This window comes from Rhodanobacter caeni (assembly GCF_039523575.1).
In the GTDB taxonomy this organism is placed as follows: Bacteria; Pseudomonadota; Gammaproteobacteria; order Xanthomonadales; family Rhodanobacteraceae; genus Rhodanobacter; species Rhodanobacter caeni.
Genome location: NZ_BAAAFO010000002.1, coordinates 271,203 through 293,138, shown reverse-complemented (window position 1 = coordinate 293,138; position 21,936 = coordinate 271,203). Strand labels below are relative to the sequence as shown.

Annotated in this window: 20 protein-coding genes; 8 read left to right on the top strand and 12 right to left on the bottom strand. The window is 69.8% G+C overall.

Annotated features, from left to right (window positions below):
• Positions 1 to 6 precede the first annotated feature (6 nt).
• Positions 7 to 855, bottom strand: a complete 849-nt coding sequence (gene kduI, locus ABD017_RS05775) for a 5-dehydro-4-deoxy-D-glucuronate isomerase (RefSeq protein WP_343881103.1) — start codon at positions 853 to 855, stop codon at positions 7 to 9.
• A 347-nt stretch (positions 856 to 1,202) separates the two neighbouring features.
• Here kduI and ABD017_RS05770 point away from each other — a divergent pair, with 347 nt between their 5' ends.
• Together ABD017_RS05770 and ABD017_RS05765 are read left to right on the top strand one after the other, a co-directional pair.
• Positions 1,203 to 2,711: a UxaA family hydrolase gene (locus tag ABD017_RS05770; RefSeq protein WP_343881101.1), complete on the top strand. Its 1,509-nt coding sequence runs from the start codon at positions 1,203 to 1,205 to the stop codon at positions 2,709 to 2,711.
• A gap of 38 nt (positions 2,712 to 2,749) precedes the next feature.
• Positions 2,750 to 4,222, top strand: coding sequence for a mannitol dehydrogenase family protein (locus ABD017_RS05765; RefSeq protein ID WP_425543695.1), 1,473 nt, complete (start codon positions 2,750 to 2,752; stop codon positions 4,220 to 4,222).
• 73 nt (positions 4,223 to 4,295) lie between these two features.
• On the opposite strand, the gene hemF is transcribed toward ABD017_RS05765, so the two are convergent.
• Together hemF and ABD017_RS05755 are read right to left on the bottom strand one after the other, a co-directional pair.
• Positions 4,296 to 5,201: an oxygen-dependent coproporphyrinogen oxidase gene (gene hemF / locus ABD017_RS05760; protein WP_343881100.1), complete on the bottom strand. Its 906-nt coding sequence runs from the start codon at positions 5,199 to 5,201 to the stop codon at positions 4,296 to 4,298.
• 373 nt (positions 5,202 to 5,574) lie between these two features.
• The gene (locus tag ABD017_RS05755) at positions 5,575 to 6,294 is read right to left on the bottom strand and encodes a YdcF family protein (RefSeq protein WP_343881098.1); all 720 of its coding nucleotides are present in this window, start codon (positions 6,292 to 6,294) and stop codon (positions 5,575 to 5,577) included.
• A 141-nt stretch (positions 6,295 to 6,435) separates the two neighbouring features.
• On the opposite strand from ABD017_RS05755, the gene ABD017_RS05750 reads away from it, so the two are divergent.
• Genes ABD017_RS05750 through ABD017_RS05730 form a run of 5 tightly spaced genes read left to right on the top strand, consistent with a single transcriptional unit; the run spans position 6,436 to position 12,041 of the window.
• Positions 6,436 to 7,629 (top strand): beta-ketoacyl-[acyl-carrier-protein] synthase family protein, encoded by a 1,194-nt coding sequence (locus ABD017_RS05750; protein ID WP_343881096.1) that lies wholly within the window; start codon positions 6,436 to 6,438, stop codon positions 7,627 to 7,629.
• The gene (locus tag ABD017_RS05745) at positions 7,626 to 8,417 is read left to right on the top strand and encodes a beta-ketoacyl synthase chain length factor (protein WP_343881094.1); all 792 of its coding nucleotides are present in this window, start codon (positions 7,626 to 7,628) and stop codon (positions 8,415 to 8,417) included. Before ABD017_RS05750 ends, ABD017_RS05745 begins: the two co-directional genes overlap by 4 nt.
• A complete protein-coding gene (locus ABD017_RS05740) occupies positions 8,414 to 9,169 on the top strand; it encodes a glycosyltransferase family 2 protein (RefSeq protein ID WP_343881092.1) in 756 nt (251 codons plus the stop codon). Before ABD017_RS05745 ends, ABD017_RS05740 begins: the two co-directional genes overlap by 4 nt.
• Positions 9,170 to 9,189: 20 nt before the next feature.
• Entirely contained in the window at positions 9,190 to 10,452 is a 1,263-nt protein-coding gene (locus ABD017_RS05735; RefSeq protein ID WP_343881090.1) for a cation:proton antiporter, read from the top strand.
• A 2-nt stretch (positions 10,453 to 10,454) separates the two neighbouring features.
• A complete protein-coding gene (locus ABD017_RS05730) occupies positions 10,455 to 12,041 on the top strand; it encodes an NAD(P)/FAD-dependent oxidoreductase (RefSeq protein WP_343881088.1) in 1,587 nt (528 codons plus the stop codon).
• A 4-nt stretch (positions 12,042 to 12,045) separates the two neighbouring features.
• Here ABD017_RS05730 and ABD017_RS05725 read toward each other — a convergent pair whose 3' ends face one another.
• From ABD017_RS05725 to ABD017_RS05695, 7 genes are all read right to left on the bottom strand, one after another.
• The gene (locus ABD017_RS05725) at positions 12,046 to 12,582 is read right to left on the bottom strand and encodes a hypothetical protein (protein ID WP_343881086.1); all 537 of its coding nucleotides are present in this window, start codon (positions 12,580 to 12,582) and stop codon (positions 12,046 to 12,048) included.
• 138 nt (positions 12,583 to 12,720) lie between these two features.
• Entirely contained in the window at positions 12,721 to 13,155 is a 435-nt protein-coding gene (locus tag ABD017_RS05720) for a hotdog family protein (RefSeq protein ID WP_343881084.1), read from the bottom strand.
• Positions 13,139 to 15,478: an MMPL family transporter gene (locus ABD017_RS05715; RefSeq protein ID WP_343881082.1), complete on the bottom strand. Its 2,340-nt coding sequence runs from the start codon at positions 15,476 to 15,478 to the stop codon at positions 13,139 to 13,141. Before ABD017_RS05715 ends, ABD017_RS05720 begins: the two co-directional genes overlap by 17 nt.
• A complete protein-coding gene (locus ABD017_RS05710; RefSeq protein WP_343881080.1) occupies positions 15,460 to 16,122 on the bottom strand; it encodes a LolA-related protein in 663 nt (220 codons plus the stop codon). Before ABD017_RS05710 ends, ABD017_RS05715 begins: the two co-directional genes overlap by 19 nt.
• Complete coding sequence (locus ABD017_RS05705) at positions 16,052 to 17,005, bottom strand: lysophospholipid acyltransferase family protein (protein ID WP_343881078.1); 954 nt, start codon at positions 17,003 to 17,005, stop codon at positions 16,052 to 16,054. Before ABD017_RS05705 ends, ABD017_RS05710 begins: the two co-directional genes overlap by 71 nt.
• On the bottom strand, positions 17,002 to 17,295 hold the full coding sequence (locus ABD017_RS05700) for an ApeI family dehydratase (protein WP_343881076.1): 294 nt from the start codon (positions 17,293 to 17,295) through the stop codon (positions 17,002 to 17,004). The genes ABD017_RS05705 and ABD017_RS05700 overlap by 4 nt, the downstream gene beginning before the upstream one ends.
• Before the next feature lie 162 nt (positions 17,296 to 17,457).
• A complete protein-coding gene (locus ABD017_RS05695; protein WP_343881074.1) occupies positions 17,458 to 17,727 on the bottom strand; it encodes a phosphopantetheine-binding protein in 270 nt (89 codons plus the stop codon).
• Between the two features lie 90 nt (positions 17,728 to 17,817).
• On the opposite strand from ABD017_RS05695, the gene ABD017_RS05690 reads away from it, so the two are divergent.
• On the top strand, positions 17,818 to 18,804 hold the full coding sequence (locus ABD017_RS05690; protein ID WP_343881072.1) for a chorismate transformation FkbO/Hyg5 family protein: 987 nt from the start codon (positions 17,818 to 17,820) through the stop codon (positions 18,802 to 18,804).
• 158 nt (positions 18,805 to 18,962) lie between these two features.
• Here ABD017_RS05690 and glmU read toward each other — a convergent pair whose 3' ends face one another.
• Together glmU and ABD017_RS05680 are read right to left on the bottom strand one after the other, a co-directional pair.
• On the bottom strand, positions 18,963 to 20,336 hold the full coding sequence (glmU, locus tag ABD017_RS05685) for a bifunctional UDP-N-acetylglucosamine diphosphorylase/glucosamine-1-phosphate N-acetyltransferase GlmU (protein ID WP_343881070.1): 1,374 nt from the start codon (positions 20,334 to 20,336) through the stop codon (positions 18,963 to 18,965).
• 48 nt (positions 20,337 to 20,384) lie between these two features.
• Complete coding sequence (locus ABD017_RS05680; RefSeq protein WP_343881068.1) at positions 20,385 to 21,470, bottom strand: DUF748 domain-containing protein; 1,086 nt, start codon at positions 21,468 to 21,470, stop codon at positions 20,385 to 20,387.
• Positions 21,471 to 21,936: the final 466 nt, after the last annotated feature.

Genomic DNA, 21,936 nt, shown 5'->3' with positions numbered 1-21,936 from the left:
GCGGCCTCACTTCAACTGGCAGATGTCGAGCACGTGCATGTCGGTGTAGTCGAGGTTCTCGCCGCCCATCGCCCAGATGAAGCAGTAGTTGCTGGTGCCGGCGCCCATGTGGATCGACCACGGCGGCGACACCACCGCCTCGCCGTCGGCCATGACGATGTGGCGCTGCGCATCGGGCAGGCCCATGAAGTGGTAGACGCGGTCGTTCTCGCCCAGGTCGAAATAGAAGTACACCTCCGAGCGGCGATCGTGCAGGTGCGGCGGCATGGTGTTCCACACGCTGCCGGGCTTGAGCACGGTCAGCCCCAAAAGCAGCTGCGAGGAGGCGCAGGTGGCCGGCACGATGTACTGGTAGATGACGCGCTCGTTGGAGGTTTCCAGCGCGCCGCGCTCCAGCGCCACGGCCTGGTCGATCGGGATGTGCTTCAGTTCGAAACGCGCGTGCGCGGGGGTGGAGACGAGATAGAAGCGCGCCGGGTTGGCGCCGTCCACCGATTCGAAACTCACCTCGGCGCTGCCCATCGGCACGTACAGGCCATCCCTGGGCTGCATGTCGAACGTCTGCCCGTCGACGCGGATGCGGCCCACGCCACCGCCCACGTTCACCGCGCCCAGCTCACGCCGCTGCAGGAACGGCTGGCCGGCGGCCGAGGCCGGTTCGGTCTGCCGCGGCAGCGCCAGCGCCTGCTTCACCGGCGCAGCGCCGCCGATCACGAAGCGCTCGTTGTGGCTGTAGTTGAGGCGCACCTGGTCGGCGGCAAACAAGTCGGTCATCAGGTAGCGGTCGCGCAGCTGGTCGTTGCTGGCGCCGGCCATCATGTCGGGGTGGGTGGCGTGGTAGGTCTTCTGGTACATGTCGGTCCTCATGCGGTGGGCGCGCAGCGTTCGGGGGGCGCGTGAGTCGGCAGGCCGCCGGGGCGGATCGACGGCCGTGGCCTGCGGCGGCCGTCGACGCTGATGAACCCCCATCATAGCCATCTGGCCGGCTTTTGGTGACCGGTGTCATCGGAGCGCACGAAACCGCGTCGCCTGGCCCCGGATGATCGTCTCCTCGGCCAATCCGGCGTTGCCCGGATGTTCCCGACCCCGGATTCGGGTGTAGCGTGGCGTTCCCGCCGTTGCCGATCCCTTCTGCTCGGCCATCGACAAGAACCGCGCCAGGCGCTTCAATGACACCGGTTACTTCTGCCGCGACTCAAACCATGCACCCTGACCGTCCCGCCCCCCTCACCGCCCTGCACGTCCATGCCGGGGACGACGTGGCGATCGCCCTGGCCGACCTGGCCGAAGGCGAGCTGATGACGGTCACCACCGGCGAGGTGCGCCTGCGCCAGGCCGTACCGCGCGGCCACAAGTTCGCCGTGCGCGGCCTGGGCGCCGGTGAGCCGGTGCGCAAATACGGTTTTGCGATCGGTCGCACCACCGCGCCGGTGGCCGCGGGCGACTGGGTGCACAGCCACAACATGGCCACCGCGCTGTCGGGCACGCTGGATTACCACTACCAGCCGCCGACCCCGGTGCCAGCGCAAGACGCCAACCCGGCCGCCGTTTTCCAGGGCTACCGCCGCGCCGATGGCCGCGTGGGTACCCGCAACGAAATCTGGGTGCTGTGCACGGTGGGCTGCGTGGCGCGTACCGCGCGGCGTATCGCCGAGGCGGCCGATCGCCGCTTCGGCGCGCGCGTGGACGGCGTGCACGCGTTCACCCATCCCTTCGGCTGCTCGCAGCTGGGCAGCGACCTGGAACACACCCGCCAGATGCTGGCCGCGCTGGCGCGCCATCCCAACGCCGGCGGCGTGCTGCTGGTGGGCCTGGGCTGCGAGTCGCTGCAGATGCCGTGGCTGCTGCAGGCCATGGATGGCGTCGATCCGGCCCGCCTGCGCTGGTTCAATTCGCAGCTTGCCGACGACGAGGTGGAGCAGGGCCTGGCCGCGGTGGAAGAACTGGTGGCGGTGGCCGAACGGGACCGGCGCCAGCCCTGCGCCCTGGCGGACCTGGTCATCGGCCTGAAATGCGGCGGCTCCGATGGCTTCAGCGGCATCACCGCCAACCCGGTGGTGGGCCGCATCGCCGACCGCGTGGCGGCGGCCGGCGGCACGCCCATCCTCACCGAGATTCCCGAGATTTTCGGCGCCGAGCAGATGCTGATGGACCGCGCGCAGAGCCGCGAGGTGTTCGAGCAGATCGGCACCCTGGTCAACGACTTCAAGCGCTATTTCCTCGATCACGGCCAGCCGGTGCACGAGAACCCCTCGCCCGGCAACCTCGCCGGCGGCATCACCACGCTGGAGGAGAAATCGCTGGGCGCGGTGCAGAAGGGCGGCCATGCCACCGTCACCCAGGTGCTGCGCTACGGCCAGCGCGCGCACGTGCCCGGCCTGGCCTTGCTGGAAGCGCCGGGCAATGACGCGGTATCCGCCACCGCGCTGACCGCCGCCGGTGCTACCGTGATCCTGTTCACCACCGGCCGCGGCACGCCGCTGGGCTTTCCGGTGCCGACTTTGAAGATCGCCACCCACAGCGCGCTGGCCGCGGCCAAGCCCCGCTGGATCGACTTCGATGCCGGCGCGCTGCTGGACGGTCGCGGCATGGAAGCGCTGGCCGATCAACTGCAACAACTGCTGCTGGACACGGCCTCGGGAAAGCCGGCCCGCAACGAGATCAACGACGAACGCGAGATTGCCTTGTGGAAGACCGGAGTCACCCTGTGAGCCGCGCGAAGTCCGCCACCGCTGGCGCACCGGGCGCCCTGCTCGGCCGGGACTCGCTGCCGGCGCCATCCAACCACCTGGCGCTGCCCGACTATCCGCTCGATGCCATCGGCATCGGCATCGTCCATCTGGGGCCGGGCGCGTTCCACCGCGCGCACCAGGCCGCCTACGTCGACCGCCTGCTGGCGCGCGAGCCGGGCTGGGGCATCTGCGCGGTGTCGCTGAAAAGCCGCGGCCTGCGCGATGCGTTGCGGCCGCAGCAGGGCTTGTACACGATGGCGGTGCTGGACCATCAGGTGTCCTACCGGGTGATCGGCGCGCTGCGCGAGGTGCTGGTGGCCGCCGCCGATCGCGAGCGCGTGCTGGAGCGCCTGGCCAACCCGCAGACCCGCATCGTCACCCTCACCATCACCGAGAAGGGCTATTGCCTGGATGCCCGCGGCGAGCTGGACCTGCGCCACGTGGACGTGATGCACGACCTGGCCACGCCGCAACAACCCGCCAGCGCGCTCGGCTTTCTCGTCGAAGGCCTGCGCCGCCGACACGTGCGCGGGCTAATGCCGTTCACCACCATCAGTTGCGACAACCTGGTCGACAACGGCCTGCGCCTGCGCGCCGCCGTACTGCGGCTGGCCTCGGCACAAGGCAGCACCGCGCTGGCGCGCTGGATCGAGCAGGAAGCGACCTTTCCCCGCACCATGGTGGACGCCATCGTGCCAGCCACGGATACCGCCTTGTGCCAGCGCGTGAGCGACGCGCTGGGCGTGCGCGACCAGTGGCCGGTGCAGCGCGAGGCGTTCAGCCAGTGGGTGATCGAGGACGCGTTCTGCAACGGGCGGCCCGATTTCGCCAGCGTCGGCGTTACCCTCACCGGCGACGTGCCGGCGTACGTGCGCGCCAAGCTGCGCCTGCTCAACGGCGCGCACTCCGCGCTGGCCTATCTCGGCCTGCTGCTGGGCCACGCCACCGTGGGCGACGCCATGAACGATCCGGCACTGGCCGCGTTCGTGCGCCGCCTGATGGTGGAAGACATCCGGCCCACCCTGGTCAGCCCGCCCGGGATGGATCTGGCTGCCTACATCGAGTCGATCCTGCAGCGCTTCGGCAACCCCACCATCCGCCACGAGCTGGCGCAGATCGCGTGGGACGGTTCGCAAAAACTCCCGTTCCGCCTGTTCGGCACCCTGCTCGACCACCTGCGCAGCGGCCACCCGATCGAGCGGCTGTGCCTGCCGGTGGCGGCATGGATGCATTTCGTGCGGCATCGGGCGCAAGCCGGCGCGACCCTGGTCGACCCGCTGGCGCCGGAACTGCTCAGGATCGGCCGCGCCTGCGTCAACGAGGTGGCGCACGACCTGCCGATGTTTCTTGCGCTCGACGCCGTGTTTCCGCCTGCGCTGGCGGGCGATCGGCGCTTCGTGGATGCCATGGCCCAAGCCTACGACTGCCTGCGGCTGAAACGCGAATGCCTGGCGCAGGTGCTGCGGGAGACCGATGTGGCGGTGCGCTGAGCTCGCCACACCTGTAGGAGCGGCTTCAGCCGCGACCGGCGTGCGGCGGTACAAGTCGCGGCTGAAGCCGCTCCTACAACACCCAATCCCGGGGCTTGAGGTAATCCGCCAGCTTCGCTTCGGCCGAGCCAGGTTCAGGCGCGTAGGCGTACTCGAACCGCACCCTGGGCGGCAGGCTCATCAGGATCGACTCGGTGCGCCCGCCCGACTGCAGGCCGAACAAGGTGCCGCGGTCGTAGACCAGGTTGAACTCCACGTAGCGCCCGCGCCGGTACAGCTGGAACTCGCGCTCGCGCTCGCCGTAGGGCGTGTCCTTGCGGCGTTCGACGATGGGCAGGTAGGCGTCGAGGAAGCCCTGGCCGACGTCGCGGGTGAAGGCGAAGCAGCGCTCGAAACCGCCCTCGTTCATGTCGTCGTAGAACAGCCCGCCCACGCCACGGGTCTCGTCGCGGTGCTTCAGGTAGAAGTAGTCGTCGCACCACTGCTTGTAGCGCGGATAGACGTCCATGCCGTACGGCTCGCACAGGTCGCGCGCCACCGCGTGCCAGTGCCGCACGTCCTCGTCCACCGGATAGAACGGCGTGAGGTCGAAGCCGCCGCCGAACCACCACACCGGCTCCACGCCCTCCTTGCTCGCCTCGAAATAGCGCACGTTGGCGTGGGTGGTGGGCACGTGCGGGTTCTTCGGATGCAGCACCAGCGACACGCCGGTGGCGATGAAACTGCCGCCGGCCAGGTCGGGCCGGTGCGCGGTGGCGCTGGGCGGCAAGGTGTGGCCGGACACGCGCGAGAAATTGACCCCGGCCTGCTCGAACACGGCGCCGTCGCGCAGCACGCGCGTGCGTCCGCCACCGCCGGCGGCGCGTTGCCAGGCGTCCTCCTCGAAGCGCGCCTGGCCGTCGGCGCGCTCGATCGCGGCGCAGATGCGATCCTGCAGATCGCGCAAGAAGGTTTCGGCAAGGTCGGCCTGCTGGCTCATCGGGGTGCTCGTCGCGGGGGATGGCGCAAGCTTAGCAAGCGACCCCGGGCCGCCCCTGTGGCGCGGTGCCGCGGCGGGCTGAGCTGCATCAACCCTCGACCGTTCCTGGCGATGCACAAACCTTTGCTCGTCATTCCAGCGCAAGCTGGAATCCAGTGCCTTCATGCCATCGGCAAACGCTCGATCACGGCCTCCGCCCGCTGCTGTCCGGATTGTTTCCCGCTGCCGGATAGGCCCCTCCCCCTGCTTGCAGGGGGAGGTTTGGAGGGGGTTGTGCGGGCTGGCCGAAGATCAAGAGCGACCCCACCCCAGCCCTCCCCTGCAAGCAGGGGAGGGAGCCTTGCGACACCCCTACGGGTCGTTCCGGCCTTCGCTAGCTGATGCGCTCGGTCATGCGCTGGCGGCCGGTGAGGCGCGCCCAGCGCAGGCCGATGTCGATCCACATCAGGTAGGTGGCCTCCATCAGCAGCAGGCCGGCGTAACGCGGGTGGCGCGGCAGGGCGGGCTCGGCGGCGATCGGCACGCTGTTGAAACCCAGCCGGCGCGCCAGCAGCAGGCAGCGGGCCAGGTGGTAGCGGCTGGTGACCAGGGCCACGGCGGGAAGCTCCCCGGCCGACGATTGCGCCTGCAGCAGGCGGCGCGCGTGGCGCAGGTTTTCCAGCGAATCGACCGAGTCCTGCTCCAGCTCCACCGGCGCCGCCGCGGGCAGCCCTTGCTGGCGCAGCCAGGCCAGGCCGGCTTGTGCCTCGCTGCAGCTGCCGCCGCTGCGGCCGCCCAGCAGCAACAGCTGGTCGGCCTGTTCGTGCCGAAGCAGTTCCAGCGCCCGCCGCAGCCTGTGGCGGTAATCGGGCTGCGGCTGGTCGCGCCCCAGGCGCTGCCCGAACACCAGCACCGTCATCCGCCGCGGCGGCGCCAGCGGGCTGCGCGCGGCGATCCGCCAGACGTGGATCAGGTAGCCCAGCCACACCAGCCCGGCGCTGAAAAATCCCACCAGGATCGTTACCAGCGCCGCGTACTGCACGTCGCGGTCGCGCAGGTAGCGCAGGCGTCGTTGGGCGGGAGAGAGGTGGGAGGACAAGAGCTGCAGACGCAAAAGGGAGGCGTGTGCGCAAACGCCAGAAGTCGCGCAATTTCGTGAAGGGAATCATCACATTTGTGAGCGTGGCGACCAAGGCGCCGATCGGACTAGGCAAGCCCCGGAGTGGCCGCTACGCTTCGGTGGATGTCCTTGACGATGATGCCTCTCGCGGTGACCGCGCACACCGCCACTTCCGCCATGGGCTGCGGCCTGGCCGCCCAGCGCGAGACGCTGGAAAGCATGCGCAGCGGCCTGCGTCCCAACGATTTCAGCAGCGCGCCGCTGGCGTGCTGGATCGGCCGGGTCGATGGCCTGGAGCAGGCCGCCCTGCCCGCCGACTACACCTGCTGGGAGTGCCGCAACAATCGCCTTGCCTGGCTGGGGTTGAACCAGGACGGCTTCCTGGACCAGGTGATGGTCGCGCGCCAGCGCCACGGCGCCGCCCGGATCGGGCTGTTCCTCGGCACGTCCACCTCCAGCATCGGTGCCACCGAGGAGGCCTACCGGCGGCTGGACCCGGATGGCGGCCTGCCCGACGACATGCTGCGGCCGGTGATCCACGCGCCGCATTCGCTGGCCTCGTTCGTGGCCGCGGCGCTGGGGCTGGAAGGGCCCTGCCTCACCGTGTCCACGGCCTGCTCCTCCAGCGCCAAGGTGTTCGCCAGCGCGCAGCGGATGATCGCGCTGGGGCTGATCGATGCGGCGGTGGTGGGTGGCGTGGACACCTTGTGCGACAGCGTGCTGTTCGGCTTCAACGCGCTGGAGCTGGTGTCGTCACAGCCGTGCCGTCCGTTCGACGTGGCGCGCGACGGCATCTCGATCGGCGAGGCGGCGGGCTTCGCCCTGCTGCAGCGGGTGGAGCTGGCGCCCAGCGCGCCGCGGCTGCTGGGCTACGGCGAGGCCAGCGACGCGCACCACATGTCCACGCCGCACCCGCAGGGGCTGGGCGCGGGGCTGGCGCTCAAGGCGGCGCTGGCGCGGGCCGGGCTGCAGGCGGCGCAGGTCGACTACATCAACCTGCATGGCACGGCCAGCCAGAAGAATGACGAGGTGGAAGCCGCGCTGGTCAACCGTACTTTTCCAACCAGCACGCGGGCCAGTTCCACCAAGGGCTTCACCGGCCACACGCTGGGCGCGGCCGGTATCCTGGAAGCAACCGTGGCGCTGCAGGCGATCGAACATGGCCTGGTCCCCGGCAACCTCGGTGGCGACACGCCCGACCCGGCCTGCGGCCCCGGCTTCGCGTGGCACAACGAGCACCGGCCGGTGCGGGTGGCGCTGAGCAATTCGTTCGGCTTCGGTGGCAACAATGCCTGCCTGGCGTTCGCGGCGGCGGAGTTTGCGGCATGACGGCGCTGCGTATCCACGTCGAAGGCATCGGCCTGTGGTCGCCGCAACTGGCCGATTTCGAGGCGCTGCGCCGCCTGCTCGATGGCGACTCGCCCACGCCGCCGGCGGCGCGACCGGCCGCGGCGGCGATCCCGCCGAACGAGCGCCGCCGCGCGCCCGAAGGCGTGTTGCTGGCGGTGGAAGCGGCCGGCCAGGCGGTGGCCATGAGCGGGCGCGATGCGGCCGGCCTGGCCTGCGTGTTCGCCTCCTCGCACGGCGACCAGTCGATCACCGACTACATGTGCGCCACGCTGGCGCACTCGCCGACCGAGCTGTCGCCGATCCGCTTCCACAACTCGGTGCACAACGCGCCGGCCGGCTACTGGACCATCGCCGTGGGCTGCCGCGAACCCTCCACCGCCGTGTGCGGCCACCGCGCCAGTTTCGGCGCCGGCCTGCTGGAAGCGGCCAGCCAGGTGCTGGCCGAGCAGCGGCCGGTCCTGCTGGTATGCATGGACACCGCCGGCAGCGGGCCGCTGGGCGAGGTGACCGGTTGCCGGCAGCCGTTCGCCTGCGCGCTGGTGCTGGCTCCCGCGGCGAGCGCCTCGACGCGGGCGCGGCTTGATATCCAGCTGAATGCCGGCGTGGCGCCGACCCCGCTGGCGCCGCCGCTGGAGGACTGGCGCGAAGCCAACGCCTCGGCCGAGGCCCTGCCCTTGCTGGCCTTGCTGGCCCGCGCTGGCGGCCGTTGCCAGCTGGCCGCCAGCGATGCCCTGGGCCTGCAGATCGACGCGGAGACCGCCGCTTGAGCGCCCCGCGCTGGTGCGTGCTGATCCCCTGCCTCAACGAGGAGGCGGCCATCCAGGCGGTGGTCGAATCGGTACTGGCGCTGGGCGCGCCGGTGATCGTGATCGACGACGGCTCGGACGACCGCACCCCGGAGATCGTGGCCGCGCTGCCGGTGACCCTGTTGCGGCATGCGCAGCGGCGAGGCAAGGGCGAGGCGCTGCGGCGCGGTTTTCGCGAAGCCTTGCGCCAGGGCTACGACGCCGTGGTGACGATGGACGGCGACGGCCAGCACCTGGCCGGCGACATCCCGCGCATCGCCGCGGCCGCCGCCCGCTACCCCGGTCACATCGTGATCGGCGCGCGCCTGCTCGACAAACAGCAGCAGCCCAAGGGCCGCCGCCGCGCCAATGCCGTGGCCGACTGGGGCGTGTCCTGGGCCTGCGCGCAGCCGGTGGCCGACACCCAGAGCGGGCAGCGCTGGTATCCGCGCGCGGCACTGGAGCTGGTCGACCTGCCGGCGGAGCACTTCGTGTTCGAGGCGGCCATCCTGATCGTGGCCTCGCGCGAGAAGGACATCGGCGTGGTCTCGGTACCGATCGCTTCGCGCTACCATGGCCACTTCCGGCCCAGTCATTTCAGCCCGGTACGCGACGTTGTCCGTATAACGCTTTACACCATTGGCCGGGTGGTGCATTACGGCCATATCATCGCCAGCTATCGGCGTTCGCGTGGCACGCCGACCATCGTGCAGGAGCAGCGAGAGGTCGTTTGAGGGGTTCCGGGGAGAAGGCAGTGTTGTTGTTGCAGCTGGTCGTGATATTGACGGCGTCTAGGGCGCTGGCCTGGGTGCTGCGCTGGCTCGGGCAGCCGCGGGTGATCGGGGAGATGCTGGCTGGCCTGGCGCTGGGGCCGATCCTGCTGGGGGCGCTGGCTCCCCAATGGCAGCAGTGGCTGTTCGCGGCCGACACGCTGCCCGCGCTGGATGCGCTGAGCCAGCTGGGCCTGGTGCTGTTCATGCTGATCGTGGGTGCCGAACTGCGCCTGCCGACCGGTTCGCGCCGTTCGCTGCGCACCGCCGGCGCGGTGGGCGTGCTGGCGGTGCTGCTGCCGATGGGCCTGGGCCTGCTGATCGCGCCCGGCCTGCAGGCACGCTTCGCGCCGCCCGGGGTGGGGTTCTGGCCGTTCGCGATGTTCCTGGCCGCGGCCATCGGCATCACCGCCATGCCCGTCCTGGCGCGCATCCTCAAGGATTCGGGCCGCACCTGCACGCCGGTTGGGCAGCTGGCTCTGGCCAGTGCCGCGGTGGCCGATGTGCTGGCCTGGCTGGCGCTGGCGCTGGCCATGGCGCTGGCGTCGTCGCATGGCGACTGGACACCGTTCCTGCGCGCCTCGATCGGCGTCGTCGCGATGATCCTGCTGTGCCTGGGCGTGCTGCGCCCGTGCCTGGCGTGGCTGCTGCGGCGCCATGCGCAGCAAGGCCATCCGGACGGCTACATGCTGGCCCTGCTGCTGATCGGCACGTTCGCCTGCGGCGCGCTTACGCACTGGATGCACCTGCACGCGGTGTTCGGCGCGTTCCTGTTCGGCGTGGCCCTGCCGCGCAACGACGCGCTGCTGGCCAGCCTGATCCTGCGGCTGGAGAACATCACCGTGATGGCCCTGCTGCCGGTGTTCTTCGCCCTGGCCGGCCTCAGCACCACCGCCGCGGCGCTGGACGTGCAGGCGTTTGGCGCGCTGGCGCTGATCCTCCTGGTGGCGGCATCCGGAAAGCTGTTCGGCGGTGTCGTCGGCGCGCGCCTGGGCGGCCATCGCTGGCGCGACGCGTTCGCCGTGGGCTCGCTGATGAACGCCCGCGGCATGATGGAGCTGATCGTGCTGAAGGTGGGCCTGGATGCCGGCGTGATCGGACCGCAGCTGTTCACGATCCTGCTGCTGATCGCCATCATCACCACCATGATGGCCACGCCGATGCTGCTGGCGCTGGACCGCCGGCCAGCGGCCCCGCAGCTGGTGATGCCCACCGACGCCATGCGCCACGCCCACCCGCTGGACTAGACATGACTGCCACCACGGACGGCCAAAACACGCATGACGTCGTCATCCTGGGTGGGGGGCTTGCCGGTCTGACCCTGGCGCTGCAACTTCGCGACCGCCTGCCCGGGCTCGACATCGTGGTGCTGGAGCGCGCCACCCATCCACTGCCGCTGGCCGCGCACAAGGTGGGCGAATCCACCGTCGACATCGGCGCGCACTACTTCGGCGAAACGCTGGGCCTGCGCGATTACCTGCAGCGCGAACACATCCTGAAGTTCGGCCTGCGCTACTTCTTCACGCACGGCAGCGACGCCATCGACAGCGTGGCCGAGCTGGGCGTCAGCGAAGTGTTCCCCGCGCCCAGCTACCAGCTGGACCGCGGCATCTTCGAGAATTTCCTGGGCGAGGAAGCCGTTCGCCGCGGCATCGACTTCCGCCAGGGCACCCGCGTGCGCGGCTTCGACCTGGGCAAGGGCAGCGACAGCCACACCGTGCGCTGCAGCGATGCCGATGGCGACCACGTCCTGCACGCGCGTTGGCTGGTGGATGCGTCCGGCCGCGCCGGGCTGCTGCGGCGGCGGCTGGATCTCACGGTGGACAACGGCCATCACGTCAACGCCGCCTGGTTCCGCGTGGACGAACGGCTCAAGCCCGACGACTGGTCCGATGACGCGGACTGGTGCCGCCGCTGCACGCCGCCGGAGCGTTGGCGCTCCACCAACCACCTGTGCGGCCCCGGTTACTGGGTGTGGCTGATTCCGCTGGCCTCGGGCGCGCATTCGGTGGGCATCGTGGCCGACGCGGCGATGCATCCGCTGGAGGAGTTCAACACCTTCGAGCGCGCCCAGGCATGGCTGGCGCGCCATCAGCCGGCGGTGGCGCGCGAGGTGGCGCGGTGCGCCGGCAAGCTGCTGGATTTCCGCTTCCTGCGCGATTATTCCTACGGCTGCTCGCAGCTGTTCAGCGCCGACCGCTGGGCGCTGGCCGGCGAAGCCGGCGCCTTCCTCGACCCGTTCTATTCCCCCGGCAGCGACTTCATCGCCATCGGCAACACCTACATCTGCCAGCTGATCGCCGACGACCGCGCCGGCCTGCCGCTGGCCTCGCGCGTGCGCAGCTACGAGCGGCTGTACCAGTCGTTCTACGACAACATGCTGCAGATCTTCCGCCACCAGTACCCGCTGTTCGGCGACGTCACGGTGATGGCCGCCAAGATCATCTGGGACCACGCGTTCTACTGGGGCGTGCTGTGCCAGCTGGTGTTCCAGCAGCGCCTGGCCGACGTGGCGCTGTTCGCCGACCTGGCACCCGAGCTGGCGCTGGCGCAACAACTCAACCAGCGCATGCAGGCGTGCTTCCGCCAATGGCACGAAACCGCCACGCCACAGAATCCGCCGGTGATCTTCGACCAGCGCCAACTGCCGTGGTTCGTGGCACTCAACGCGGGCATGCATGACACGCTCGACGACGCCGGCGTGCGTGAGCGGATACGCCAGAACGTGCGTTTACTGGAAGACCTGGCCGAAACCATCGCGCGCCAGGCGGCCGTTGGCGGTGGCGTCGAAACGCCACCGCCATGCGACCGGGCGCTGCCGGCGCTGTTCGGCTGACGGGCTAGTTCAGGTCGCCCAGTTGGCTGTCCTTGCCGGGATGGGCCAGCCAGCCGGCGATATCGCTGCCCAGGGCCTGCACCGTGCGTCCCAGCACCGCGCAATTGCCCTTGAAGGCGCCGAATGCGCCACCCATCGAATTGCGGCGGCCAACGAAGTTGCCCAGCTCCGCACCGTCCTGATACAACTTGCCCTTCACCGTCGTGTAGGTGTTGTGGCCGATGAAGGCGTTGCCGCCGGCCATGGAATCGCTGATCTCCACTACCAGCGTGCGCCCCGGCGCCTTGGCGTTGACCTCCGCCACCTGCGTCACTGCGATTCCCTGTTCCTGTCCGGACTCCTTGATGAAGGTCGACAGTTTCTCGCCGAGCTTGCATTCGCGCTTGACCGCGCCGGCGATCACCGCACCTTCCGCGAAAGGCACCACGGTCGGCACGGCTACGGCAGCGCTGGTGTTGTCGGCGGCGCCTTCGGCGGCGTGCGCAGCAATGGGAAAAAAGACGCTGCCCAGCAGGGCCGCCGCAAAAATGACATGACGCATTGAACATCCCCCGTGATGGGCCTACTGGCCCGTCCGGCGAGTATGTCATATCGAAAAAGTCGTCGATCCAGGGGCGCGTGACCGGTTGCGATGGCACGCGGCCGCCGCAGGGAGCGAGCGGCGTTGTGTGCGCGAAATTCAGCCGGCCGCGTAGATCACCGCCGCGCGGCCCGCCGCCAGCAAACGGCCGCGATGCTCGACGCGGAACGCGTATTGCGCGCCGCTGTCGTCGCTGTAGAGGCATTGCGCATGGACGTCCAGACGTCCATCCAGTTGGTCGACGTATTCCTCACACAGCTGCACGTCGCGCAGGCTCACCAGCCGCCCGGCGCGGACTTCCTCCACGCCATCGGCGCGCGCCAGCAGCGCGCCGTGCACGGCCATCGCCTGGGCACCGTATTCGGCCAGGTGCACCGCGTGCAGGCCGTGCTCGCCGCGCAGCGGGTTGTCGGCGCGCGCATGGCCGGCGCTGGTGGCGTGGATGGTTTTCGCGTCCCACGCCAGCACGGCGTCGAGCAGGCACATCGTGCCTGCGTGTGGAATCAGGTGGGCCCAGTCAGTCTTTGGAAGCATGCGGCGCCATCAGGATCGACAGGCAGAAGTGGAAGGCCACGCCCAGGCTCACGGTGAGCCCGATCGCGCGCAGCACCGGGATCGTGGCCCAGGCCAGCATGCCGAACACCAGCAGCGCGGACAGCACGCACACCAGCGTGGCGTGCAGCGTGCGTCGCTGTTCGGCCGGGTCGCCGGTGTCGCGCTCGAAAAACAGCGCGTAGTGCAGGCCCAGCCCGCCGGCCAGGATAAGCGCCACCAGGTGGAACAGCGAGATCTCGATCCCGGCCAGGCGCTCCACCGCCAGCACCAGGAAGGTGGCCAGCGTCATCGGCGCCAGTACGTGCCAGGCGCGGCGCGCGCTGCGCAGGGCGAAGCTGATGGTCAGCACCAGCAGCACCGATGCGGCCAGCAGCGCCTGCAGGATGCGCGTGCGGTAATCGACCACCAGCGATTCGGACGCGGCCTTCAGGTCGAGCAGGCGCACCGTGCCGTGGCTGCCTTCGCCCAGCGCCTGCAGCGCGGCCACGTCGTGTACGCCGCTGACCGTGCCCAGGCCCAGCCAGTGCCCGTCGCGCGGCACCAGCATGGCGGCGAGGCGCTGGCCCAACGGGGTCTGCGCGTAGCGTTCGGGCGTCAGCGGCGGCAGCGTGCGCGCGGTCTGCACGTCGTCCAAGAAAGGCTGGAACAGGTCGGCGCGGAACGGCAGGCCGTCGAGCGCTTCGGCGAGGTCGTGCTGCAGCGTGGTGGCGTCGGGCAACTTCTGTTGCCGTTCGCGCTGCAAGGCCACGGCGGGCAGGTAGCGCGAGGGCAGCTCCAGGGTGTCCACCGCATGCCTGGCCACCAGCGCGTCGACGCGCGGCTGCAGCGTTTGCGACAGTTCCAGCACGCCTTGCGCGGTCGGTGCCTGCAGCACCAGCAGGTAGCGCACGTCCGGCGCGCCCAGCGCCTGGCGCAGGCGCGCGTCGTGCTGCAGCATGCTTTGCGGCAGCGGCGTCAGCGCGGCCAGGTTGTTCTGCCAGAACGGGCCCGGTGCCAGCGCCAGCATCGCCACGATCGCCCCGGCCACCAGCAGCGGCACCCAGCGCGGCCGCGGCAGGCGATCCACGAGCTCGCGCGCACGCACCAGCCAGCCCATGTCGGCCACGTCGCGCACCCGCCGCGGCAACAGGTGCGGCAGCAGGTAGCGGGTGCTGAAACCGGCCACCAGCAGGCCCACGATGGTGAACACCGCCAGCTGCTTCAGGCCGTTGACACCCGAGGCGTAGAACGCGAGGTAGGCGATGCACGCCGAGGCGATGGCGGTCAGCAGCAGCGGCCACAGCGCGCGCACGCTCTGCACCGCATCCTCGCCCGCGCGGCGATGGCTGAGCACGCGGATCGGATACTCCTGCGCTACGCCCAGCAGGGTGAAGCCGAATGCCAGGGTGATGCCGTGCACGTCGGGAAACGCCAGCGTCAGCGCCACGATGCCGGCCAGCGCCGCGCTGGCAATGGGCAGCGCCGACAGCAGCAGCGAGCCGATGCTGCGATACGCCAGCAGCAGCAGGGCGATGAAGCCCACGGTGGAGATGCGCCCGATCCAGTCGGCCTGGTGCCGCGTCTGCGCGCCCACCACCACGCTGAAATAGCCCGGGCCGCTGAGGTCGAGTGTCGCGCCCGCGCTGCCGGGCAAGGCGTGGAACGCCTTCTCGATGCCCTCGATGGCCTGCTGCTGCGCACCGGGGTCGAAGCCGGCGGCCACCGTCTGCACCAGCAGCAACGCTTCGTCCTGCGCCGAGAACCACACGCCGTCACGCACCTGCGGCGACTTCGCCGGCGCCCACATCTGGGCCAGCTTCAGCACCTCCAGCGTGGGGTCGCGCGGCAGCAGGCCCTTCAGCAGGCTGGCGGCGGGCGAGGACAGCTCGTCCAGCCGCTGCTCCAGCTGATCGGCCAGATACGCCTCGTCCAGCGGCTGCGTGTCCAGCGTGGGCGAGAGCAGGTAGCGATACGACAGCAGCGCGGGGTCCAGCGCGCCGGGATCGAAACTGCCATTGATCACCTGGCTGTAGCGCGGGTCCTTTTTCAGCGTCGCCACCAGCCCCTGGCTGAGCGCCGCCAGCTTCGCATCGGAGCCGCCGGAGATCGCCAGCAGCAACAGCCGCGAGCCTGGGCCCTCGCCCACCTGTTCCATCAGCAACCGCTGATCCGGCGTCGTCGGCGCGGGCATGAAGCTGCGCAGGTCGGTGCTGATCTTCAGGCGTTGGCTGACCACCCAGCCCAGTCCGGCCAGCGCCAGCAACCACAGCACCAGCAGCGCGGTGCGCCCGCCCCCGCGCAGGCTCAAGGTGCCGCCCGGCACAGTGCCAACAGCGCATCGCGGGTCGGTTGCGCCGGCATCTTCGCCGCCAGCGGGCCCAGCAGGTCGACCGCCAGGTCGCCATCGGCCTCGTGCATTTGCATGCAGCGCGATTCGGTCGCGTAGCCGTCGATGGTGATGGCGGCGATGGTGCGCGCGACCTTGGCGTCGCGCGGCACCAGCTTCAGCGTCCAGTGCGCGGCGGCGTCGCCGCTGTGGCTGATCGCGAACACTTGCTGCAGGTGCGCCGGATCGCCGCTGAGCAGGGCCACGAAGCTGTCCAGCAGCACCTGCAGTTGCGGCGCGCGGCTCAGCGAAAAGTGGCGCGGCTTCCGGCCGGCGCGTTCCTGCGTCACCTCGCCGTCGGCGATGGTGAAGGTTTCGGCCCGGGGTTTGTCCACGCGCCGCTGCAGCTTGTCGCCGCCCAGCCAGGCCAGTTCGCCGGATACCACCAGCGGGCGCTCCAGCACCTGCATGAAGCGCGCCTCGGCAAAGGCGGTGTGCGCCGGCGCGGGCTGCCCCAGCGCGGCAATCAGCGCCAGGGTGGACGGGGAGGCTGGCGCCGGCGTCGCTGCTTCAGACGCCGATATGTTCACCGACCACAGGCACATGCTCGACCACAGCAGGAGCGTCTTGCCAGAAATCATAGAAATTGAACCAGTTGTAGGGAGCGACATGGATGTAGTGTTCCACCCGCTGTGCGTAGCGGGCGATCAGCGCATCAAGCGCCGGCCCGCGGTTCTGTCGGGGAATCTCGACCCGGTCGGCGAACGGCTCGAACGTCAGCCGGTAGCGGTTGCCGCCAAGGTAGATGCCGAAGCACAGTACCACCGGCGCCTGCAGCGTATGCGCCAGCAGCCACGGGCTGACCGGAAACGGCGCGGTCGAACCCAGGAACGGCGCGCGGCGCAGCACCTCGTGGCCGCGGCCGCGGTCGGCCAGCATCGCCACCACCGCGCCCTGCCGGCACGCTTCGGCCATCGCCAGCGCGATGCTGGTGCCGTCCTTGGCCGCATCGATCACGCAGGCGCCGATCTCCGGCGCCAGCGCTTCCAGCAGCTCGGTCATCGCGGGGGTTTTCTGCTTGTCCAGCACCACGCGCAGCGGCAGCTCCGGCCGGCGTCCGCCGATCGCACGCAAGGCTTCGAAACTGCCCTGGTGCGAACCGAACAGCAACACGCCGCGCCCCAGCGCCACGTGCTGCTCCAGCAGCTCCAGCCCCACCGCCTCGATCCGGAACGGTCGCTCCCCATGCGCCAGCAGAAAGATGCGGTCCAGGATCGTGGCGGCGAAACAATGGATGTGCCTCATCACCTGCCACGGCGTGGCCGGCCGGCCGAACGCGCGCTGCAGGTACTGCTGCGACGCCCGCCGCTCCGGCGCCCGGCGCAGGTAGAAGTAGAGCGTGATCGGATACAGGCACAGGCGGCCCAGGCGGCGACCGCCGTACAGGGCGATGTTGCGGATCAGCCACAGCGCGAAACGGCCGCCACCCTCGGGGCGGCTCTGCCAGTTTTCCGTGGCGCTCATGGCGCGCCCTCGACGATGCCGCGTGCCAGCACGGCGTCGTCACGGCGAATCTCGAAACGTACCCGCGCCTCGGCCGCGGCAAGCCGCACCACCGCGGTCTCGTCGGGGCGCAGCGGCGCCAGGAATTTCGCCTCCACCACCCGCGCCAGCCGCTGGTCGCGCCAGGCGCGCAAGGCCAGCGCCACCTGCTCCAGCATCACCACGCCGGGCACCAGCGGCTGGCCCGGAAAGTGGCCAGGCAGCGCCGGATGCGCCGCGTCGATATGCAGGGGTTGTTCGAACGTCGTCATGGCGCCGCCGGCCGCAGGACCGTGCCCGCCTGCGACGAGCGGTCGGTGCCGGAAAGGCGGGATGTCATGCCCGGTCGCGTGCGTGCGTGGTCGAAGGCCCCAGCATGCCATCCGCGGGGGAACACCACGTGACGGGTCACGGCGCGGGCGCGGTGGCAGCCGTCAGCCGGCCCGGTGCTGCTCGACATGCGCGGAAAGCGTACGCAGGCTGGTGAAGATCTGCCGGTTGTCCGGGTTGTCCGAGCGCAGCTGGAAACCGTAGTGCTTGGACACGGCCAGCGCGATCTCCAGCGCGTCGATGGAATCGAGCCCCAGGTCACCGCCGAACAGCGGCGCATCGGGATCGATCTGTGCGGGGGTGACCGATTCGAGATTCAGGCATTCCACGACCAACGTGGCCAATTCGTGCTGCGCCGCTGTCTGTTCCGCCATGCTCGATTTCCGTACTCAGATGCATTGCCTCCCCCCGGTGGCAGTGGGCGCGGAGTGTACCATAGCGCCCTTGTCTTGCCGGTTGTAACGATGATGCAGGGAAGTGAGAACCCACAGCGCGCGCCGTTGCGGCGTGCACCGCGCGTTTCCTACCGCGTGACCGACGCCGACGCCGCCCTGGGCGAGGCGGGGACATTGGCCCTGTTCGATTTTGGCGGCCACGCCCTGCGCGACGATCCGCGCTGCCTGCCGGTGGCGCTGGAAAGCCTCGACGCGCCGGTGCCGCTGGAAATCTGGCAGGTGGATGCCCCGGTGACATGCGGCGTCGCCGGCGAGCTGCGCTGGTCGGCCGGTGGTGGCTGGCTGTTTGCCGCCATCGAGCTGGACGAGCGCGACCACGGCGGCCCGCAGGCTACTGCCACCCGCGCCTACGAGCAGCTGCGCGCCTTCGTCGGCCAGCGCGCCGAACGCCACGTGCTGCGCATCTGGAACTACATGGCCGCCATCAATCAGGGCGATGGCGACGCCGAGCGCTACAAGCAGTTCTGCATCGGCCGCGCCGCGGGCATGGGCGACTTCTTTGCCGAGGGTTTTCCCGCGGCCACCGCCATCGGCCATCACGGCGACGTGCCGCGGCTGCAGGTCTACCTCTTGGCCAGCGACCAGTCGGGTGTGCGCGTGGAGAACCCGCGCCAGGTCAGCGCCTGGCGCTACCCGCGCCAGTACGGCAGCACGCCGCCCAGCTTCGCCCGCGCCATGAGCCTGCCCGCGCTGGATGCGCTGGCCATCTCCGGCACCGCCGCCGTGGTCGGCCACGCCTCGGCGCACCATGACGATCTCGACGCCCAGCTCGAGGAGACCCTGGTCAACCTCGAAGCCCTGCTCGCCAGCGCCGACATGAGCGCCGGCTTCGACACCCAGTCACCGCTGAAAGCCTACGTGCGCCACAGCGCCGATGCGGCCCGCGTGCGCGATTTCCTGCAGCAACGCCTGCCCGGCGTGCCAGTGCTGTTGCTGCATGGCGACATCTGCCGCGGCGAGTTGCTGGTGGAGATCGACGGGTGGCGTTACGCGTAGGCCGGGAGTGGGTGAAAAGGCAGGAGTGAGTGAAGAGGAGTGAGCAGTGAGAGAAAGCGGGCCTGAGGCATGCTTTGGCTCTTCTCTCACTCCTCACTCCTCTCCACTCACACTCCCCGCTTCAGACGACGCTGCGCCTGGCCCGCCGTCATCCTCGCTCAGCCCGGCTTTTTCACCGGCCGCTTCCATCCCGGCAAGGTCTGCTGCCGGCCACGCGCCACGGTGAGTTCGCCGTCGGGGGCGTCGCGGGTGATTACCGAGCCGGCGCCGATGGTGGCCTGCGCGCCGATCGTCACCGGCGCCACCAGCGCGCTGTTGGAGCCGATGAAGGCGCCGTCGCCGATGCGGGTCTGGAACTTGTTCACGCCGTCGTAGTTGCAGGTGATGGTGCCGGCGCCGATGTTGACGCCGCTGCCCACCACGCTGTCGCCCAGGTAGGTGAGGTGGTTGGCCTTGCTGCCTTCGCCCAGATGCGTTTTCTTGGTCTCCACGAAGTTGCCGATGTGCACGCCCGCGTCCAGTTCGGTGCCGGGACGCAGCCGCGCGAACGGGCCGATGGTGCAGGGGCCGTGGGTGACCACGCCGTCCAGGTCGCAGTGCGATTGCACCACGGTGCCGGCGGCCAGCTGCACGTCGTGCAGGCGGGTGAACGCGCCGATGCGCACGCGATCGCCCAGTTGCACGCGACCTTCCAGGATCACGTCGATATCCAGCTCCACGTCGCTGCCGGCCTGGACCGTGCCGCGCACGTCAAGCCGCGACGGATCGGCCAGGCGCACGCCCGCGCGCATCAGCGCCTCGGCGGCGCGGCGCCGGTAGGCGGCCTCCAGCTCGGCCAGTTGCAGCGGGTCGTTGGCGCCGGCCGCTTCCACCGGATCGTCGCATTCCACGCTGAGCGCCGGCTGGCCTTCGGCCGCGGCCATGCCGAAGATATCGGTGAGGTAGTACTCGCCCTGGGCGTTGTTGCGGTCGAGCCGCCCGATCCAGCCCCGCAGCGCCTGCGCATCGGCCACCAGGATGCCGGTGTTGACCAGGTTCACCGCGCGCTGCTGCGCGTCGGCGTCCTTCTCCTCCACCACCGCCTGCACGTGGCCAGTGTCATCGCACAGCACGCGGCCGTAGCCGCGCGGCTGGGCCAGGCGCATGGTGAGCAGGCCCAGGGCGTTGCCGCTCTGCACCAGCCGCTCGAGGGTCTCGACGCGGGTCAGCGGCACGTCGCCGTACAGCACCAGCACGCGCACGCCGTCGGACACGCCAGCCAGCGCCTGCTCCACCGCGTGGCCGGTGCCCAGGCGTTCGGCCTGCAGCGCCCAGCGCAGGTCGGCCTGGTCGGCGAACGCCGCCTGCACCTGGTCGCCGCCGTGGCCGTGCACGATGTGGATGGCCGCCGGCCGCAAGGCCCGCGCCGCGTTCACCACGTGCGCCAGCAGCGGCTGGCCGGCCAGCGGCATCAACACCTTGGGCCGGGCCGATTTCATTCGCGTGCCGGCGCCGGCGGCGAGGACGATCACGTGCAGGGGCGCTGTTGCCATGGGTCACCACGCAGGTTTCTGGAAACCACGCAGGATAGCAGCGGCCACTCAACCGTCGCTGGCGGCTTTCGGCGCGGGTTTCAGATCCTCCAGCTGCGGCGTGTACGCCTTCACGAACGCATTGCGCAGCACGCCCACAATCGCCGCCCAGGTGCCGAGCTTCCTGTCGTCGATGCGTCCGCTGATCGGCACGCGGGTGGCGAACTGGTCCTTCGCGTGGTTCTTGAACAATGAAGTGACGCCTTGCGCCACGGCCTCCCACGCCACGCGCAGCGGGTTGTTCCTGTCCTGCTCCACGTCCTGCTTCCAGCTGAAGATCTCGACGCCGTGCAGCAGCGGCTTGGCGTAGCCGTCGAGCTGGCCGTCGCGCGCCTCCAGCTGCATCACGAAATCGCCGTTGCCGCCGGCGAAATCCAGTTTGGCATAGGCGCGGGCGAAATCGTTGAGGCGGGTCAGCTGGATGTCGCGGATGCGCAGCTCCAGCATGAAATCGCCGCTGCGTTCCAGCGGGTCGATGCTGGCCTTGAGCTGCAGCGGCGCGTCTTGCAGCACCTTGGCCGTGGCCTGCAGCGTGGCCACGCGGCGGCCCCGGCGACGGTCGGCGTTGGTGAGGTTGACGATGGTGCCATCCACGTCGGTCATCTTCATGTCCACCCGCGGGTGCGAGGTGAAATTGTGGAAGGTGACCGTGCTGTCGTGCACCGCCACCTCGTCCAGCCGGATCGGCACCAGCATTTCCAGCTGGCGGCGCCAGTTGACGCCCTTGCCCGACTGGCTGTCGCTACCGCCCTCGCCGTCCACGAAGTTCAGCGAGGCGCGGGTAAACGCCACCTTGCCGCGCACGCGACCGTGGGTCAGCGCGCGCCAGCTGATCGCGATGTCGGTATGCGCCGCGTCGAACAGCGGCACCGGCACCTTGCCGCTGACCTTGACCACCTTCAGGCCCTCGATGCCGTAGGCGCCGCGCCACAGGTGAATGTCCACATCGGCCAGCTGGCCGTGGTAGTCGCCCATCCGGTCCATGCGCTTGTTGAGGTAGCTCTTCACCGCATACGGCAACGCCAGCCGCGCCAATACCAGCACCGCGACCACCACGAGCAGCCAGCCGACGGGGCGGCGATATCGGAATTTCATGGGGCGATCCTTTCGGGGCTCCCGTGCATTCTAGGGACGCGAATGTAGGCGCGACGTGGGTGGCGCGGCAGCCTTGCGGGGAGCGGTTTCAGTCCCGATGCTCGTGTTGTTTGTAGGAGCGCACCCTGTGCGCGATGCTTTTGGCTCTTTGCGCGAGCCTCTGGCTCTTCGTAGGAGCGACTTCAGTCGCGACGCTCTCTGGTCAAGCACAAGTAAGAGCTTTCGAGCGCCTACGGCGCTCGAGTTACTTTCTCTTTGCGTGGCCAAAGAGAAAGTAACCAAAGAGAAAGGCCACCCCGCTTCCGCGCCTTGCGGACATCCTGTCCGCAAGGTACGCGTGCGGGCTACGGAGTTTGTCGACAGCACATCCTGTGCTGACGCCAAATTGGCCGGCATCCCTGCCGGCCACCCTTCGGGCTTTTCCTCCGCCCGCCCGCCGCTACAGAGGGGCCCCGGGAAAAGCACC

Bases quoted from the DNA above. Each gene is read 5' to 3' on its own strand.
- kduI (WP_343881103.1), bottom strand. From the start codon at position 855: ATGTACCAGAAGACCTACCACGCCACCCACCCCGACATGATGGCCGGC.
- ABD017_RS05770 (WP_343881101.1), top strand. From the start codon at position 1,203: ATGCACCCTGACCGTCCCGCCCCCCTCACCGCCCTGCACGTCCATGCC.
- hemF (WP_343881100.1), bottom strand. From the start codon at position 5,201: ATGAGCCAGCAGGCCGACCTTGCCGAAACCTTCTTGCGCGATCTGCAG.
- ABD017_RS05750 (WP_343881096.1), top strand. From the start codon at position 6,436: ATGATGCCTCTCGCGGTGACCGCGCACACCGCCACTTCCGCCATGGGC.
- ABD017_RS05745 (WP_343881094.1), top strand. From the start codon at position 7,626: ATGACGGCGCTGCGTATCCACGTCGAAGGCATCGGCCTGTGGTCGCCG.
- ABD017_RS05730 (WP_343881088.1), top strand. From the start codon at position 10,455: ATGACTGCCACCACGGACGGCCAAAACACGCATGACGTCGTCATCCTG.
- ABD017_RS05725 (WP_343881086.1), bottom strand. From the start codon at position 12,582: ATGCGTCATGTCATTTTTGCGGCGGCCCTGCTGGGCAGCGTCTTTTTT.
- ABD017_RS05720 (WP_343881084.1), bottom strand. From the start codon at position 13,155: ATGCTTCCAAAGACTGACTGGGCCCACCTGATTCCACACGCAGGCACG.
- ABD017_RS05710 (WP_343881080.1), bottom strand. From the start codon at position 16,122: ATGATTTCTGGCAAGACGCTCCTGCTGTGGTCGAGCATGTGCCTGTGG.
- ABD017_RS05705 (WP_343881078.1), bottom strand. From the start codon at position 17,005: ATGAGCGCCACGGAAAACTGGCAGAGCCGCCCCGAGGGTGGCGGCCGT.
- ABD017_RS05700 (WP_343881076.1), bottom strand. From the start codon at position 17,295: ATGACGACGTTCGAACAACCCCTGCATATCGACGCGGCGCATCCGGCG.
- ABD017_RS05695 (WP_343881074.1), bottom strand. From the start codon at position 17,727: ATGGCGGAACAGACAGCGGCGCAGCACGAATTGGCCACGTTGGTCGTG.
- ABD017_RS05690 (WP_343881072.1), top strand. From the start codon at position 17,818: ATGATGCAGGGAAGTGAGAACCCACAGCGCGCGCCGTTGCGGCGTGCA.
- glmU (WP_343881070.1), bottom strand. From the start codon at position 20,336: ATGGCAACAGCGCCCCTGCACGTGATCGTCCTCGCCGCCGGCGCCGGC.
- ABD017_RS05680 (WP_343881068.1), bottom strand. From the start codon at position 21,470: ATGAAATTCCGATATCGCCGCCCCGTCGGCTGGCTGCTCGTGGTGGTC.